Raw genomic sequence first — 16,017 nt, forward strand, 5'->3', positions numbered from 1 at the left:
GGGTCATTCGGTGGGTTTCGTCACGCCCACGATCGGCCCCATGGGAAAGCCCATGTCATGGCGGTTCTGGCCGGGGACATAAAGCCGCGAGATATTGCCATCGAAGTAAAGCGCCTGCGGCACCTTGAGGGTATCGCGGAAAAGCGTGCCGAAGTCATGAAAATTCACCGCGCTTTCAGAAATGGCGAAATACACGGTTTTGCCGTCTGCGGATGTGCCCACGCCATTTCGGATATAGCGGCTGTCGCTGTCTTTGAGAAACCGCGGATGAAGCGCGCCGTCGATCACCAGCATCGGGCCGGACTGGGTGGCATAGGCACAGGCAGGGGCCTTGGCGAGATAGCTGTTGGTTTCATAGACCCGCGCGCTTTTGTCGGATACGCAGAACACCCCATTGGGCAGAAGGCCAAAATTGCCCGGCCCCTCGGAGGTGATAACGCCCCGGCGCTCGTTGCCCTTTTCAAGGTAATGGCCAACGGGCGAACGGTCTTGATGGTACATGCCCGCGTTCATCGCAAAGGCGAGAGTTTCACCGTGTCTTTCGGTCAAGGCCGCGACATTATCGAAGCTTCCCAGGGGTTTGCCGGTTTCCGGGTCGTTGAGGAACAAGCGGATGGTCTCGCGCGTCGCATCGACCTTGCAAATCGTGTATCGCGCACCGGCGTGTTCAAGCACACCGCAATCCACGGCCAACGCGGGGCTTGCCAACCCCACAAGGGCAAGCGCCAGCGCAGCGAGGCGCTTAGCCCTCGACATCCCGGCGAACTTTTTCTTGGGAAAACAGGCGGCGGGTTTCATCCATCTGGTCGAAGGTGCCGTCGAGGCGAAATCGCAGGTCGGGGGCGTATTTCAGTTCAAGTTTTTTACCGATAAGGCGACGTAGCTCACCCTTGTTGCGGGCAAGCAGTTCGATCAAATCGTCCTGACCTTCGCCGCCAAGGGGCATGACATAGGCCGTGGCGATCTTGAGGTCGGGGGAGATCCGGACCTCGCCCACGGTGACCGACATGCGGTTGAGATCGGTATCGTGGATATCGCCGCGCATCAGCACCTCGGACAGGGTCCGGCGGATCAACTCGCCGACGCGGAGTTGCCGTTGGGAGGGGCCGGGGCCATCGTGAAACTTGTTCTTTGCCATGCCTCGCATCTAATCACTCGGGCCTGATTTGCCAAGCGATGATCGGCAGGGGTCCGCCCATGAAAGCGGCTTTGCCAATCGGGGCCGCGCGCGCTATGCAAGGCCAAATCGGAACGGGAGACAAACGCGATGACAGACTTGCCGGGCATTGTGGTAACGGGCGCCTCGGGGCGGATGGGCCAGATGTTGGTCCGCACCATTGTTGAAAGTGGCCGGGCCAAGTTGATCGGGGCCTTGGAGCGCAAGGGCCACGACTGGATCGGTCGCGATGTGGGCGAGGCCATGGGCGGGGCCGCTTTGGGGGTTACCGTCACCGACGACGCGTTGGAGGCTTTCGCCAAGGCACATGCCGTGATCGACTTTACCGCCCCCGCCGCCACGGTGGGCTTTGCAGGGATCGCGGCGCAGGCGCGCTGCGTGCATGTCATCGGCACCACGGGCATGACCGAGGACGACCTTGCCAAGGTCAAGGCCGCCGCGCGGCATGCGGTCGTGATCCGTGCAGGGAACATGAGCCTTGGGGTTAACCTGTTGGTACAATTGACGAAAAAGGTCGCTGCCGCATTGGACGAAGACTTTGATATCGAGGTGCTTGAGTATCACCACAACCAGAAAGTCGATGCGCCTTCTGGCACTGCCCTGATGCTGGGCGAGGCCGCCGCCGAGGGGCGGGGCGTGGACCTTGAGGCCGTGTCAGACCGTGGACGCGACGGGATCACGGGCAAGCGAGAGAGGGGGCATATCGGCTTTCACGCTGTTCGGGGCGGGGACATCGTGGGGGAACATGATGTGCTGTTTGCCGCCGCGGGCGAGCGGATTACCCTGCGGCATGTGGCCAGTGATCGGGCGGTTTTTGCCCGTGGTGCCCTGAAAGCCGCGCTTTGGGGGCAAGGGCGCGGACCCGGGGAATACGATATGCTGGACGTGCTGGGGTTGAGCGAAAACTGATCCAAATCAGGCTTGGGGGCGTATCCGTGATGTATTGCCACAGGAACACGACCCATGAGATATGTTGTGACATTGGCCTTGGCGCTTGGCTTGGCCACCCCGGTTGGGGCCGAAGGATTTAACCAAGTCTCGGAAAAATCTGCGTTTTTGTCGCTTGTAGATGGTCGGAAACTGACCCGGTTCGGTATCAAGCTGGATGTCACACGCGATGGCCGGATCGAGGGACGCGCCTTTGGCCGGGATGTAACCGGCGCGTGGCGCTGGCAATCGGGGTACTTTTGCCGGGATTTATATTGGGGCCAGACCGACCTTGGGCCGAATTGCCAGGCCGTGAAGGTTCAGGGGCGCACGTTGCGGTTCATATCGGACCGGGGAACGGGGCAGTTCGCAGATTTGCAACTTCGGTAATTCCGGCCAAGGGCGCTCGTGGTGAAAGTTGTACAATTTGTACGCTTTGTACGTGATTTTTGTACGTTTTGCGATGGCAGCACCCGTCAGCGCGAAGCGGCAGAGGTTCGGGGCGGGACGCTGCGCAGCCTTCGGTGATCACCCGATCTTGCCCCTTGGCCCTTCGCCGACTTGGGCGCGGTGGAGCATGAGGTGATCAAGCAGGACGCAGGCCATCATCGCCTCGCCCACGGGCACGGCGCGGATGCCGACGCAGGGGTCGTGGCGGCCCTTGGTGACGACCTCGGTGGGCGTGCCGTCCATGCGGATAGAGCGGCGGGGTGTCAGGATCGAAGAGGTGGGTTTGACGGCGAAGCGCACCACCACGTCTTGCCCGGTTGAGATGCCGCCCAGGATGCCGCCCGAATGGTTCGAGGAATATTCGGGGCCGTTCTCGCCCATGAAAATCTCATCGGCGTTTGCGGTGCCTGTCAGGCGGGCGGCCGCCATCCCTTCGCCGATTTCCACGCCCTTCACCGCGTTGATCGACATCATGGCGGCGGCAAGGTCGGTGTCGAGTTTGCCGTAAACCGGCGCGCCAAGGCCTACGGGGGCGCCACGCGCGACTACTTCGATTTCGGCGCCGACGGAATTTTTGTTCTTGCGGAGTTTTTGCAGGTAAGCCTCCCACTCCGGCGCGGCTTTCGCATCGGGGAGCCAGAAATCATTGCTGTCGATCGCGGCCCAGTCGATGTTGTCGCGGTCGATCGTCATGTCGCCCATGCGGGTCATGTAGCCCTTGATCTCAAGCCCCGGCACCAGTTCGCGTAGCGCCGCACGGGCGATCCCGCCCGCCGCCACGCGGGCCGCTGTTTCGCGGGCCGAGCTGCGCCCGCCGCCGCGATAGTCGCGCAGGCCGTATTTCTGGTGATAGGTGATATCGGCGTGGCCGGGGCGGAAGGTCTGGGCAATCTCGCCATAGTCGCGGGAGCGTTGGTCGGTGTTTTCGATCATCAGCTGGATCGAGGTGCCGGTTGTCTGCCCGTCGAACACGCCCGAGAGGATTTGCACCGCGTCGGGTTCATTGCGCTGCGTGGTGTTCTTGTTCTGACCGGGGCGGCGTTTGTCGAGCCATTGCTGGATGAACGCCTCGTCCACCGGAATGCCCGGCGGGCAGCCATCGACGGTGGCGCCCAGGGCGGGGCCGTGGCTTTCGCCCCATGTGGTGACGCGAAAGAGATGTCCGAATGTGTTGAGGCTCATGGCGCGGGCTCCTTTGCCCCCGTGAGATAGCGGGGTGGTGGCGTGGCCTCAAGTGGTTTTGGGGATCAGGCGGGTCTCGCGCACGGGCAGGTGAACGAGGGCCGAGAAGGCGCCGACGCCGACGCCGATCCACCAGACCATGGTGTAGCCGCCCGTCAGGTCATACATGCGCCCGCCCAGCCAGACGCCCATGAAGCTGCCCAACTGGTGGCTGAAGAAGACGATGCCATAGAGCGTGCCCATGTAGCGCAGCCCGTAGAGATGCGCGATAAGGCCCGAGGTCAGCGGCACGGTGGCCAGCCAAAGCGCCCCCATGCTGGCCGAGAAAAGAAGGACCGTGGCCGGGGTCATCGGCACCATGATGAAGGCGGCGGCAATGATGGTGCGCCCGGCATAGATGCCTGCCAGCAGGTATTTCTTGGAATAGCGGTTGCCAAGCCAACCCGCCGTCAAGGTGCCTGCGACGTTGGCAAGGCCGATCACGGCGATGGCAATGGCCCCAAGGGCGGAGGTGGTGGTGATGCCGATGTTGTGCAGCACCCCGCCCGCGGCGATGGGGCCGCACATCTCGGTCACGAAGGCGGGAAAATGCGCGGTGATGAAGCCCAGTTGATAGCCGCAGGAGAAGAAGCCGAGGAAGATGAGCGTATAGGACGGGTCGCGGAAGGCCTTGCCGAGGATTTGGCCCATGCTCTCTTCCAGTTCGGCCTTGGAGGCGGGCTCGGGCGCGCGCATCAGCGGCAGGAAGATCAGGCTGGCCAGCACCGTGGCGGCGAAGGCGACGAAGACCATTTGCCAGCTCATGACGCCCAAGAGCGCCTCGGCCACGGGGGGGCCGAAGACCTGACCGGCCGAGCCTGCGGCGGTGGCGATGGCAAGGCTCATGGAGCGGTTTTCATCGCTGCTGGCGCGGCCGACCACGGCAAGGATCACGCCAAAGCCGGTGCCCGCGATGCCGAAGCCGACGAGGATTTCATAGAATTGATGCGCCTCGGGCGAGACCGCGAAGGACGACAGCACCAGCCCGGCGGCATAGGTGAGGGCGCCAATGATAATGGCCTTGCGGTCGCCGATGCGTTCGGCAATGGCGCCGAATATGGGTTGGCCGATGCCCCATGCGAGGTTCTGGATGGCGATGGCAAGCGAAAACTCGGTCCGGAGCCAGCCGAACTCTTCGGCGATCGGGATCTGGAACACCCCGAAGGAAGCGCGGATCGCGAAGGAGATCAGCATGATCACACAGCCCGCGATCAGGACGGGCGTGAAGAGGGGGGTGGATTTCTGCATGATCTGTCCTTGGTTCGCTGGTGCGACTTTAGGAATTTTCGGGGGGTCGTCAATTCAGGGTTTGTGATCGGCGATATCAATGGTGGTTCTTGAAGGTCTGCGGCGATAGGCTTGGGCGACAGTCTTCGAGGGGCAGGGATGATTATTATCAACGCAGGGATCCCGCGCAGTGGCACGGTTTTGGTCAATGCGATCATTCGCCGGATTCTGGAGGGGCAGGGCGAGGTTGAAAGCCTGAATCCCCCGGCCAGCCCCGGTGACATGCTGCGCGAGGTGATGGAGCGCGGCCATGCCGGGCGTTCCGTTGTTTTCCATTGCCATCAGTGGACGGCGGAAGACACGCAGCGCATCAAGGCCCTGGGCGCCGAGGCGGTGAGTTTCTGCAACTATCGTGACCCGCGGGATTGTTGTGTGTCGCTGATGCGGTTGCACGATCATCCGCTGGAGTTGTCGATGGCGAACATGCGCCACTATGTGCGGTTTCATCGTCAAACCTTGGCGGCAACGGGGGGCATGGCGATCAGGTACGAGGATTTGGTGGCGGATACGCCTGCCCATGTTTCGCGGATCGCCGGGGCGCTGGGCGTTGAATTGGACGCGGGCCGGGTGGCCGCGATTTGCGGGGCGACCAGCCAGCGTGCCCATGCCAGGATCGCGCAGGCCGTGGCCGAGGGCAAAGGCGCGGGGATCAAGACGATCCGAAACAGCCGCCGCACGTTGCGCGAGGACAGCGACACGCATCTGGCGGATCGGCATATCCAATCGGGCCGGTCAGGCCGCTGGCAGCAGGAGTTGTCGCCCGAGGATCAAGCGCGGCTGAGCGAAGGGTTGGCGGATGACGTTCGCGCGTTGGGATACAGGATCTGAGCGCGGGTTCTTCCCTAACGATATTCGGTGCGCTATGGCGGGGCCATGGAACGCATGAGTGATCGTTACGCCCGGCTGGTGGCCGAGGGCAGCCTGACGCCGGACCCCGCGCAGGAAGCGGTGTTGCCAGAGTTTGACCGCATTCGCGAGGGGGTGATGCAGCCCGTGAAACGGGGGTGGTTCAGGCGAACAGCGCCCCCCGATGTGAAGGGCCTTTACCTGTGGGGCGGTGTGGGGCGCGGCAAATCCATGTTGATGGATTTGTTCGTGGAGGGGTTGGACGTGCCAAGCCGCCGGGTGCATTTCCATGCCTTCATGCAGGAAATCCATTCGGGCATGCACAAGGCCCGGGCCGAGGGGGTGGAGGATGCCCTTGCGCCCGTTGCCAAGCAGGTTGTCGAGGACGTGCGCCTTTTGGCCTTCGACGAGATGCAGATCACCGATATCACCGATGCAATGATCGTGGGGCGGTTGTTCGAGGCCTTGTTCGAGGCGGGTGTCGTGGTGATAACGACCAGTAACCGGGTGCCCGATGATCTTTACAAGGACGGGTTGAACCGGCAGCTGTTCCTGCCGTTCATCGACCTTCTGAAAGAGCGGATGGTGGTGCACGAGATGGTCAGCCCCACCGATTACCGGCAGGATCGGCTGGCAGGCTCGCCCACCTATTTCGCGCCGTTGGGGCCGGAGGCGCGGGCGCAGGTTGAAGAGGTTTGGCAGGGCCTGACCGACGGGCAGGGGGGCGAGCCTTTGACCCTGCATGTGAAAAAGCGCGAGGTCGAGATACCGGCGTTTCGCAATGGTGTGGCGCGGGCCTCGTTCTATGATCTCTGCGGCAAGCCGCTTGGCCCGGCGGATTACCTTGCACTGGCGCAGGCGGCGCGGGTTCTGGTGTTGGAGAACGTGCCGCGATTGAGCCGGTCGAATTTCAACGAGGCCAAGCGCTTTGTCACGCTGATTGATGCGCTTTATGAGGCCAAGGTACGGCTGATCTGTTCGGCGGCGGCGGAGCCGGAGTATTTGTATGTCGAGGGTGAGGGCAGTTTCGAGTTCGAACGCACCGCCAGCCGCTTGCGCGAGATGCAATCCGAAGGCTGGGGCCGCGAGGAAAGCTGACTCTACTGGACTTGGGGGCGGGGTGGTGTCAGGATTTGATCAAATCCGAGACTCAGCCCAAGGAGCGCCCCGATGAAAGACGACAATTTCCTGCGTGAGATGAACGCCCGGCATCTGTGGCACCCGATGGGCCACCCCGGCGAGGCGCAAGACAACGCCCCCAAGATCATCAAGGGGGCCGAGGGTGTCGAGATTATCGACATTGACGGCCATCGCGCGGTGGATGCCGTGGGCGGCCTGTGGTGCGTGAACCTTGGGTATTCCAACGACGCGGTGAAACAGGCGATTTCCGATCAGCTTTGGCAGTTGCCCTATTATTCGGCCTTTGCCGGCACCTCGAACCCGGCGGCGATCGAAGCGTCATACGCGGTGCAGGAGTTCTTTGCCGAAGATGGCATGGCCCGGGTGTTTTTCACCTCGGGCGGGTCGGACAGCGTGGACACCGCGTTGCGCATGGCGCGGCAGTATCACCGCCTGCGCGGAGAGCCGACGCGGACCAAGTTCCTGAGCCTCAAGAAAGGCTATCACGGGACGCATTGGGGCGGGGCCAGCGTAAACGGCAATAACCGTTTCCGCATCACCTATGAGCCGCTTTTGCCGGGCTGTTTTCATCTGCCCAGCCCCTATACCTATCGCAATCCCTTTGATGAAACCGACCCTGCCAAGCTGGCTGAGAAGATCGCGGCGGCGATGGTGGACGAGATCGAGTTCCAAGACCCTAGCACGATTGCCGCCTTCATCATGGAGCCGATTCAGGGCGCGGGCGGGGTGATCGTGCCCGATGCCAGCTTCATGAAGCATATGCGCGAGGTCTGTGACCGTTACGGTATACTGATGATCAGTGACGAGGTGATCTGTGGCTTTGGCCGGACGGGCGATTGGACCGGCGCGCGGCATTGGGGCGTGAAGCCCGACATGATGACCATCGCCAAGGGAATCACCAGCGGCTATTTCCCGGTGGGGGGTGTTCTGCTGTCGGACAAGGTGGCGGATGTGTTTGAAAGCGCCGGGCCGGAGGGGGCGATCTGGACCGGCTATACCTATTCGGCGCATCCCGTTGGCGCGGCGGCGGTTGTCGCCTGCCTGAGCGAGACCGTGCGGCTGGACACCAAGAGCAACGCCGCGGCGCGCGGTACGCAGCTTTATGAAGGTGTGTGTAAGCTTGCCGAGAAATACGACATTATCGGCGATGTGCGCGGGGGTCACGGGCTGATGACCGGGATCGAACTTGTCAGTGACCGGGCGGCCAAGACACCGATGGATGCCGAGACCATGAAGCGCGTGCACCAGACGGCCTATGAAGCCGGGGCCATGGTGCGGCTGGGGGCGCATAACGTCCTGATGTCACCGCCCCTGACCATCACCGAAGGCGAGGTAGACCGGATCCTCACCGCGCTGGACAAGGGGTTTGCGGCGGCGTGAGGTTGCAGGGTGCGCAGTGACTGCGCACCCTGTGCTTGGTGTCAGGTAAAGCGTTTCCAGGCGTCCTGCATGGCCTTGGTCATGTCGTCCCATGCCTTGTCGGCGCCTGCCTTGACGTCTTCCCAAGCGGCGGTTTGCGACTGTTGCAGTTCCTTGAGCTTGGTTTCCATCTCGTCGCGTTGGCTGCGCAACTCCTTGATTTGTTCTTGATACTTGATCTGGGCGTCGGCGCTGGCCTCTTGTGCTTGGGCGCGCATCTTGTCGATGTTGGCCTGCCATTCGTCGAGTTGCGCCTTTAGTTTCTTTTCGTATGCGTCTTTATCAGCCATGGGTAATCCTTTCTTTCAATTGCAAGTCGGCCGTGTTGCGTCTTATATCACTCGCAGAGGTAAGAGCGCGGATCGCGTTCATCAACCGGCTGCGGCCAAGGCATCATAGCACGAAAAAGGGCCGGCGTATGGCCGGCCCTGTTCAGGATATTGGAAAACGTTGTCTATTTGAAATTCTTGATCTCGCCCGAGCGCAGGCGCTCGGAATAGCTTTGAAATTCGCGTTTGAAGCCCTGGATCAGCGCGCCGACCATGCCGCCCGCCCGCCACGCCAAGCCCGGTGAAGGCACCGGCGAAGATTTGCCCGAAGGCCCAGCCGATCATATCGGCATTGGCGAGGATGATGATCAGGGCGGCCAGCACGTACATCACGCCCATGAACGGCACGACTTTCTCGGTGACGCGGGCGATGGACTTCAGGCTGCCGATGATCACGGCAAAGACGACAAGGGCGAAGATCACGCCGGTGATCCAGCCGGGGTAGGCGCCGACGATGCCGCTGATCTGCTGGTGGGCCTGGTTGGCTTGGAACATGTTGCCGCCCCCCAGTGCACCGAGGATACAGAAGATCGAGAACATCACGGCAAGGATTTTACCGCCCGGCAACCCGCGTTCGGCAAAGCCCTTGGTCAGGTAATACATCGGGCCGCCCGACATGGTGTTGGACAGGGCGGTGGCAAGGGCCTGAAAGTGGCCTTTGCACATCTTTCGCCGCGGTTTTCGTGCCGGTATCGGCGGGTCAGACGCCTTATGGTTGCTGTTGCGCACAAGTTTGCAGGGTGTCTTGGACGGGACGACTTGCGGTCGCATTGAAATTTGGTCGCTCTTGGGGGCATATGTCAGGGGATGCCAAAGGAGAGTGCCCATGGATGCCCGCAAGCTTTCGGATGATTTTTCGGTTTCGCCACAGATTGATGTGAGCGAAGTGGAGGCGGTGGTGCAGGCCGGGTTCAAATCCATCCTGTGCAATCGCCCGGATGGCGAGGAATATGGCCAGCCCCACTATGACGATGTGGCCAAGGCCGCCGAGGCGGCGGGGCTTGAGGTGCGCAGCGTGCCGATCGTGTCGGGCATGGTGACGCCGCAGGCGGCGCAGGATTTCGCCCAAGCGCTTGAGGAGATGCCCAAGCCGATCCTGGCCTATTGCCGGACCGGGACGCGTTGCACGATGCTGTGGAGCCTTGTGAAGTACGACGACTTGGGGGCTGACGAGATCCTGAACGCCACGCGGGCGGCGGGCTATGACATGGGCGGACTTGTACGCCAGTTGCAGGCGCGTTGATCGGTCATGAGTGATTGGATTGCCATTGGCCGTCACGGTGGAACGGGGGTTGCGGCCCATGCGATGCGGGGCGCGACGTGGGTATCGTCGGCACGGGGTGCGGACGAGGCCGGGGCGCTTGCGGCCTTGGGCCATGGTGAGGCCAAGCTCATTCGGATTGGCGATGGTGCGCCGCAGGCCGTTCCAGCCCCGGTTCTGCCGAAAACCGGCGCCGGATGCCCGGCGCTGACCCAAGACAGGCCGCCGGATGTGATCGGCGCATGGGTGCGTATCTGGATTGCCGGGTTTCTGGTCAGCCGTGAGAATTGGGATGGAATCCTTTGCGCCCACGAGGGCGGGATCAGTCATTGGATGCATATCAGCGCCGATGAGGTGGTGAGTTGTCAAAGCTTCCTGACCCCACGTTTGAACGCGGCCCTAGGCGGGGCGGATCACCCCGAAGAGAGCGCCGTTGCCGATAGCCTGAGCCGGCCCGAGCGGTTGGCCGCACATCTGCGCGCGGCGGAAGTGGCCGGAAAGGCGGGGGCGCTGACCGGGCATTTGATCGGCGCGGAACTGGCCGCCGCGCGGGCCTATTGGCTGGGTCAGCAGGTGGCGGTGATCGGCGACAGGCTGGGCTTTGCCGGGGCTTTGCGGGCGCAGGGCGTGCCGGTTGAAGAGGCCGAGAGCGAGGCGCTGGAGCCTTTGGGGTTGCAGGCCTTGGGGCAGCAATTGGGCCTTGCCGGGTAGGCCCTAGCCGAATTTATCCTTCCAAGTGGGAAGCGTGTCGCCTTCGGCGGCCGTGGCGGCATGGACCCCGCGCGCGATGGCCCGCGCCATGCAGGTGGCCGCCGCGTGGCCCAGCATGAGGGTTTCGGACAGTGGCTCGGTGAGGGCGCGTGCGCCGGTGGCCGCGGCAAATATCAAATCGCCATCCATCGGCGTATGCGATGGCACCAAGGCGCGAGCATAGCCATCATGCGCGGCGGTGGCCAGCCGCGTGCATTGCGGTTTGGTAAGCGCCGCGTCGGTGGCGACGATGCCGATGGTGGTATTGGCGTGTTGGCCGAGCTTGGTTGGCGGCGTCGTGAGATCGGGATAGGTTCTGGCAGGGCCGAGGCCGCCGAACTCGTCGCTCTGCTCGAAGGGCGCGGCCCAGAAGTGGGGGCTTTCACCTACGGTGGCCGAGCCAAGGGCATTGACGATGACAAGCGCTCCTACCGTATGGCCCGAGGGCAGCATGATTGAGGCAGAGCCGATGCCGCCTTTGAGGGTGGCGGTGGTGGCGCCGGTGCCCGCGCCGTGACTGCCAAGCGCGATGTTGTCAGAGGCGGCGGCCAAGGCTTCTTGCCCCAAGCGTTTATAGGGGTTGTCGGGCCAATCCTTATCGCCGCCATTGAGCAGGTCAAAAATGATCGCCCCGGGCACAATGGGCACGCGCTGATCCCCCACGGCAAAGCCGCGCCCCATGGCGCGCAAGCCATCGGCCACGCCCGAGGCGGCATCAAGCCCAAAGGCCGAGCCGCCGGAAAGCACAAGGGCATCCACCTGTTCCACGGTCTTGTCGGGGGCCAGAAGATCGGTTTCCCGCGTCCCCGGCGCGCCGCCCATCACATGCACCCCGCAGGTGAAAGGCGCGTCGCCCAACAACACGCTGACCCCGGTTTTGACGGTGTCATCCTGTGCTTGACCCACGCGAAGGCCGGGCACATCGGTGATCAGGTTGCGGGGGCCGGGTTTGGCTGTCATGGCGATAAAATTCCCTTTCCTAGGTCAAATTCATCTTGCCAGATTGCGCGCGATCAGCAAGGAAAGCCTATGGCCGGGGCGATGGCGTCGCCCGCTTGGGGCCTTCACCCAAACAGTCCTGAACGCCGGGACCTTTCTGTTGAAGGAGGGTCGTATGACTGCACGTCCTGAGATGTATCGTTTCCACAACGGCGAAAAGGCCCCGCTGCCCTTTGCCGAGGTCGAGTACGAGGCGCGGCTGAAGGGGCTGCGCGCGCGAATGGATGAGGCCGGTGTGCAAGCGGCGGTTTTCACCTCGATGCACAATATCGCCTATTACAGCGGGTTCCTCTATTGCTCTTTCGGGCGGCCCTATGGGCTTGTGGTGACCGAAAGCGAAAGCGTGACGATCAGCGCGGGCATCGACGCGGGCCAACCTTGGCGGCGCTGCCATGGCGACAACATCACCTATACCGACTGGCAGCGCGATAATTTCTGGCGCGCGATCCTGTCGGTGACGGGCGAGGGGCGCGTCGTGGGGTATGAGGGCGATCACCTGACCCTGCAACAGCGCGACAAGCTTGAGGATTTCCTGCAGCCCCTGACAATGGTGGACATCGCCCCCACCACGATGCGCCAGCGGATGCATAAATCCCCCGCCGAACTTGTGTTGATCCGCGAAGCGGCGCGGGTGGCCGATGTGGGCGGTTATGCCATCCGCGAGGCCGTCAAGGAAGGCGCGCGCGAGATCGACGTGGCCATGGCCGGGCGCGATGCAATGGAGTGGGAGATCGCCAAATCCTTCCCCGATGCCGAATACCGCGATACTTGGGTCTGGGTCCAATCGGGGCTGAACACCGATGGCGCGCATAACCCCGTGACGGCGCGGCAATTGCAACGCGGTGATATCCTGAGCCTCAACACCTTCCCGATGATCTCGGGCTATTACACGGCGCTTGAGCGCACGATGTTTATGGGCGAGGTGGACGAGGCCAGCCTGAAAATCTGGGAGGCCAACGTGGCCGCACATGAATATGGGATGAGCCTTCTGAAACCCGGGGCAGGCTGTGCTGAGGTGACCCACAAGATCAACGATTTCTTCGCTGAGCGGGACCTGCTGCAATACCGGACCTTTGGTTATGGGCACTCCTTCGGGGTGCTGTCGCATTATTATGGCCGCGAGGCGGGGCTGGAACTGCGCGAGGATATCGACACGGTGCTTGAGCCGGGCATGGTGATCTCGATGGAGCCGATGCTGACCATTGGCGAGGGGCAGCCGGGTGCGGGCGGCTACCGCGAACACGATATCCTGATCATCACCGAGGATGGCAACGAGAACATCACCGGCTATCCCTATGGGCCGGAGTTCAACGTGGTGGGCTAAGCCAGATCCGCAGAACGCAGCGGAAGGGCGGCCACCGGGGCGCCCTTTTTGCATGGATCGTCATTGCCCTGCGAACGCCTGCCGCTTATGCAGAGGGAAGCGCAGATGAAAAGGACAGGCCATGCTGGCATTCCTGCGATTGGTGGTTTTCGGTTTCCTGATCCTGTCGGTGATCTATGTCATCGTTTCGTTCTGGTCGCGCGCGGTGCGGCGGCGCAAACTGGAGCAGGAATGGAACGATACGGGGCGCCCCGGTGACAAGGAAACCTATATCACCCGAGGCATGGCGCAATATGAGCGATCCTTGCGCCGCAAGCTGATCGCGCTCATCTACGTGGTGCCGGTTGTGGTGATCGGCATGATTATCTATGTGACGAATTTCATGTGAAGGGGCTTGTGATGGTTTATGTCAAATGGGCGTTCTGGGGGCTGTTCTGGGCGGTCGTGGTGGGGTTCTTGCACTACACCTTGCCGCAGCGCGATATCGTGCGGATCGTGAACACCTACGAAGAACGCCAGGACGTGACCGGCTGGACCAAGGTGTTCTGGGCGGCGTCGGACCAGTCACAAGAACGCCTGCAAAGCTGGGACGTGCAGTTCATTCAGGCGATCGACCCGGATGGCGACCCGATGGTCTATCGCAACGAGGACACCGGCTGGGGCTGGCCGCCCTATTTCAAGTTCGACACGGCGAACCTTTATACCGATGCCAGCGATGCGGTCTCAAGCAAGGCTGAACCCGAGTGGTATGCCGTCACCCACTATGGTTGGCGCAACGAGTTCCTGTCGATCTTTCCCAATGCGGTTGGCATCAAGCAGGTCACCGGCCCCGATGCGCGGCTTATCCCGTGGTTCAACATTATCGTTCTGACGATCCTTGCGGCCTTCGCCTGGGGCATCTGGGCGCGCTGGAGGCGGTTCAAAAGGAACAAGATCGAACCCAAGGTCGACGAATGGACCGACGGCTGGGAGTGACGCGCTCGATCCGTCTTCTTCTGGCGCTAAATATCCCGGGGGTTTGGGGGCAGCGCCCCCAAGGCCTGCGTGGCCCGAACGCATTCCAAACTGCGCGCCTGCGGCGCGCCGGATAAGCGCGCTGTCGCGCGCCGTTAGGGGCTTTGCCCCAGTTTGAAAATCAGAGGATTTTCAAACTTCCCCAGGATATTTCGGGCCAGAAGAAGCCCGTGTCCGGGATATTGTTACCGTTTGCCGTAGTAGAGGCCTACCACGTGTTCGGCCTCGGCGAAGAACAGCCAGCGCGAGGCGGCGATCCCTGTCAGGTGGCTGAGCACGGCCAGCAGGGCAAAGACGTGGTTGAAGGGCAGCGCCAGCAGGGCGAAGGGCAGGGCATAGCCCAGCACGAGCGCAATGAGGCGCAGTTTCATCGCGTGTTTGCGGCCCACCACGTGGACGAATTCGCGCAGGAGGTAGTTTGTGCCGGTATGGGGCGGCTCGAAGGCGCGGACTTGACCGGGTTTGCCGAGGCCGGTGGCTGTGGCGAGGTTCGTGCCGCTGCCCGCAAGCGCGCCATCGCCGCGTTGCCACCAGATGACCTGCACCACCGCAGCCAATAGCAAAAGCACCAGTGCGGCAGTGACTTCACCGGACAGAATCGCGCCGCCGGTTATGGCGAGGGTCAGGAACAGCACCGGGGTCAGTGGCGTCTGCCAGCGCGGCACGGTTTTCATTTGGGCGTAGATCATCGAGGTGGTGTAGACGGTCAGTAGCGAGAGCGCCGCGCCGATCCAGCCCAGCAGCGCCCAGCGTTCCCCAAAGAACACCAACCCTGCGCCGTAGAGGCCCATAACGACGAGCGCGGCGACACTGGTGCAAGCTTCGCGGCTGAGCCAGCTTGAGCGCCACTGCGTGAAGGCCTTGATCGCGCGTTCGGGGTGGCCGAGGTGAAAGGTGGAGGCCAGAAGCCCGCCGACGGCCAGTGCATAGGCGATGGCAAAGAAGGCGAAGGCGGTCCAGCCGGTGACGGCGGGAAAGCCAAGCCCGAGCCAGAACAGCAGGCCAAAGCCCAGACCGGACAGCGTCGTGAAGATGATGACGGAGGGTGCGGGATGCATCAGAGCTTCTCCAATGTCTTGTCGAGCCAGCCGAGGAAGCCCTTGGGGCTGTCGGCGACGGGATTGAGGTAGGGGGCCAGAACGTCGATCTCGCTGTCCTCGGGGGCCGCAGTACGATCCAGTTCATCCTTGGGCCGGGGCGGCAGGTATTGGTTCACCGGCTTGGTGCCCTGTTCCGGCATCAGGTCCATGCCGCCGCGTTCGGCCACAAGTTGGCTGACCTCGCTGTCGGGGTCGCCCAGATCGCCGAAATGCCGGGCCCCTGCGGGGCAGGTGCGCACGCAGGCGGGCACCTGGTCCACCTCGGGCAGGTTGTCGTTATAGATGCGGTCGACGCAGAGGGTGCATTTCTTCATCACGCCTTCGGCGGCGTCCATTTCCCGCGCGCCATAGGGGCAGGCCCAGGCGCAAAGCCCACAGCCGATGCAATCGGTCTCGTTCACCAGAACGATACCGTCCTCGGTGCGCTTGTAGCTGGCCCCGGTGGGGCAGACGGTGACGCAGGGGGCGTCTTCGCAATGCAGGCAGGATTTGGGGAAGTGGATGAGTTGCGCGGCGCCTTCCTCGGGTTGCACTTCGTAGGAATGCACGCGGTTGAGGAAGGTGCCCGTCGGATCGGCGCCATAGGGGTCTTGATCCGAGAGGGGCGCACCGTAGTTTTCGGTGTTCCAGCCTTTGCAGGAGACCACGCAGGCGTGACAGCCGACACAGGTATCAAGGTCGATCACCAGCCCCAGTTTGCGGTCGGTTTTTTCGGGAAGCGTTGTCATGCGCAGCACTCCTCAGTGAATTGCGGCCCGGTTGCGGCGGAGAGT

18 protein-coding genes and 1 pseudogene are annotated in these 16,017 nt (G+C 62.6%); 10 read left to right on the plus strand and 9 right to left on the minus strand.

What is annotated here, in order from left to right:
• Positions 1 to 3: 3 nt before the first annotated feature.
• Positions 4 to 756, minus strand: coding sequence for a phosphodiester glycosidase family protein (locus tag RBB32_RS04785; RefSeq protein WP_306151539.1), 753 nt, complete (start codon positions 754 to 756; stop codon positions 4 to 6).
• Entirely contained in the window at positions 743 to 1,138 is a 396-nt protein-coding gene (rbfA, locus tag RBB32_RS04790) for a 30S ribosome-binding factor RbfA (protein WP_306151540.1), read from the minus strand. The genes RBB32_RS04785 and rbfA overlap by 14 nt, the downstream gene beginning before the upstream one ends.
• Before the next feature lie 129 nt (positions 1,139 to 1,267).
• Between rbfA and dapB the strand changes: the two genes are divergently transcribed.
• Positions 1,268 to 2,086 carry a 4-hydroxy-tetrahydrodipicolinate reductase gene (dapB, locus tag RBB32_RS04795; protein ID WP_306151541.1) on the plus strand — a complete coding sequence of 273 codons (819 nt, stop codon included), beginning with the start codon at positions 1,268 to 1,270 and terminating at the stop codon, positions 2,084 to 2,086.
• A 54-nt stretch (positions 2,087 to 2,140) separates the two neighbouring features.
• Entirely contained in the window at positions 2,141 to 2,494 is a 354-nt protein-coding gene (locus tag RBB32_RS04800) for a dihydrodipicolinate reductase (protein WP_306151542.1), read from the plus strand.
• A 138-nt stretch (positions 2,495 to 2,632) separates the two neighbouring features.
• On the opposite strand, the gene aroC is transcribed toward RBB32_RS04800, so the two are convergent.
• Both aroC and RBB32_RS04810 read right to left on the minus strand, forming a co-directional pair.
• Complete coding sequence (gene aroC / locus RBB32_RS04805) at positions 2,633 to 3,736, minus strand: chorismate synthase (RefSeq protein ID WP_306151543.1); 1,104 nt, start codon at positions 3,734 to 3,736, stop codon at positions 2,633 to 2,635.
• A gap of 48 nt (positions 3,737 to 3,784) precedes the next feature.
• Complete coding sequence (locus RBB32_RS04810; protein WP_306151544.1) at positions 3,785 to 5,023, minus strand: MFS transporter; 1,239 nt, start codon at positions 5,021 to 5,023, stop codon at positions 3,785 to 3,787.
• 138 nt (positions 5,024 to 5,161) lie between these two features.
• Here RBB32_RS04810 and RBB32_RS04815 point away from each other — a divergent pair, with 138 nt between their 5' ends.
• The 3 genes from RBB32_RS04815 to RBB32_RS04825 all read left to right on the plus strand — a co-directional run bounded on the left by RBB32_RS04815 (position 5,162) and on the right by RBB32_RS04825 (position 8,428).
• A complete protein-coding gene (locus RBB32_RS04815; protein ID WP_306151545.1) occupies positions 5,162 to 5,890 on the plus strand; it encodes a hypothetical protein in 729 nt (242 codons plus the stop codon).
• A gap of 45 nt (positions 5,891 to 5,935) precedes the next feature.
• Entirely contained in the window at positions 5,936 to 7,006 is a 1,071-nt protein-coding gene (gene zapE, locus RBB32_RS04820; protein WP_306151546.1) for a cell division protein ZapE, read from the plus strand.
• Positions 7,007 to 7,078: 72 nt separating this feature from the next.
• Positions 7,079 to 8,428, plus strand: coding sequence for an aminotransferase class III-fold pyridoxal phosphate-dependent enzyme (locus RBB32_RS04825; protein WP_306151547.1), 1,350 nt, complete (start codon positions 7,079 to 7,081; stop codon positions 8,426 to 8,428).
• A gap of 41 nt (positions 8,429 to 8,469) precedes the next feature.
• Here RBB32_RS04825 and RBB32_RS04830 read toward each other — a convergent pair whose 3' ends face one another.
• Positions 8,470 to 8,757: a hypothetical protein gene (locus RBB32_RS04830; protein ID WP_306151548.1), complete on the minus strand. Its 288-nt coding sequence runs from the start codon at positions 8,755 to 8,757 to the stop codon at positions 8,470 to 8,472.
• A gap of 221 nt (positions 8,758 to 8,978) precedes the next feature.
• Positions 8,979 to 9,414 (minus strand): annotated as a pseudogene (locus RBB32_RS04835) (alanine:cation symporter family protein); the annotation flags it as partial.
• A 208-nt stretch (positions 9,415 to 9,622) separates the two neighbouring features.
• On the opposite strand from RBB32_RS04835, the gene RBB32_RS04840 reads away from it, so the two are divergent.
• Positions 9,623 to 10,039 (plus strand): TIGR01244 family sulfur transferase, encoded by a 417-nt coding sequence (locus tag RBB32_RS04840; RefSeq protein ID WP_306151549.1) that lies wholly within the window; start codon positions 9,623 to 9,625, stop codon positions 10,037 to 10,039.
• Between the two features lie 6 nt (positions 10,040 to 10,045).
• A complete protein-coding gene (locus RBB32_RS04845; RefSeq protein ID WP_306151550.1) occupies positions 10,046 to 10,768 on the plus strand; it encodes a 2-dehydro-3-deoxygalactonokinase in 723 nt (240 codons plus the stop codon).
• A 3-nt stretch (positions 10,769 to 10,771) separates the two neighbouring features.
• Here RBB32_RS04845 and RBB32_RS04850 read toward each other — a convergent pair whose 3' ends face one another.
• Positions 10,772 to 11,767, minus strand: a complete 996-nt coding sequence (locus RBB32_RS04850; protein ID WP_306151551.1) for a P1 family peptidase — start codon at positions 11,765 to 11,767, stop codon at positions 10,772 to 10,774.
• 154 nt (positions 11,768 to 11,921) lie between these two features.
• On the opposite strand from RBB32_RS04850, the gene RBB32_RS04855 reads away from it, so the two are divergent.
• From RBB32_RS04855 to RBB32_RS04865, 3 genes are all read left to right on the plus strand, one after another.
• Positions 11,922 to 13,130 carry an aminopeptidase P family protein gene (locus tag RBB32_RS04855; RefSeq protein ID WP_306151552.1) on the plus strand — a complete coding sequence of 403 codons (1,209 nt, stop codon included), beginning with the start codon at positions 11,922 to 11,924 and terminating at the stop codon, positions 13,128 to 13,130.
• 121 nt (positions 13,131 to 13,251) lie between these two features.
• Positions 13,252 to 13,518, plus strand: coding sequence for a hypothetical protein (locus RBB32_RS04860; RefSeq protein ID WP_306151553.1), 267 nt, complete (start codon positions 13,252 to 13,254; stop codon positions 13,516 to 13,518).
• 11 nt (positions 13,519 to 13,529) lie between these two features.
• Positions 13,530 to 14,105 carry a DUF1523 family protein gene (locus RBB32_RS04865; RefSeq protein WP_306151554.1) on the plus strand — a complete coding sequence of 192 codons (576 nt, stop codon included), beginning with the start codon at positions 13,530 to 13,532 and terminating at the stop codon, positions 14,103 to 14,105.
• 224 nt (positions 14,106 to 14,329) lie between these two features.
• Here the strand turns inward: RBB32_RS04865 and RBB32_RS04870 are convergent, their stop codons facing one another.
• Positions 14,330 to 15,202, minus strand: a complete 873-nt coding sequence (locus RBB32_RS04870; RefSeq protein WP_306151555.1) for a DmsC/YnfH family molybdoenzyme membrane anchor subunit — start codon at positions 15,200 to 15,202, stop codon at positions 14,330 to 14,332.
• Positions 15,202 to 15,972, minus strand: a complete 771-nt coding sequence (locus tag RBB32_RS04875; protein ID WP_306151556.1) for a 4Fe-4S dicluster domain-containing protein — start codon at positions 15,970 to 15,972, stop codon at positions 15,202 to 15,204. The genes RBB32_RS04870 and RBB32_RS04875 overlap by 1 nt, the downstream gene beginning before the upstream one ends.
• Between the last annotated feature and the right edge of the window lie 45 nt (positions 15,973 to 16,017).

It is taken from the genome of Roseovarius sp. MMSF_3281 (genome assembly GCF_030733685.1).
Taxonomy (GTDB): domain Bacteria; phylum Pseudomonadota; class Alphaproteobacteria; order Rhodobacterales; family Rhodobacteraceae; genus Roseovarius.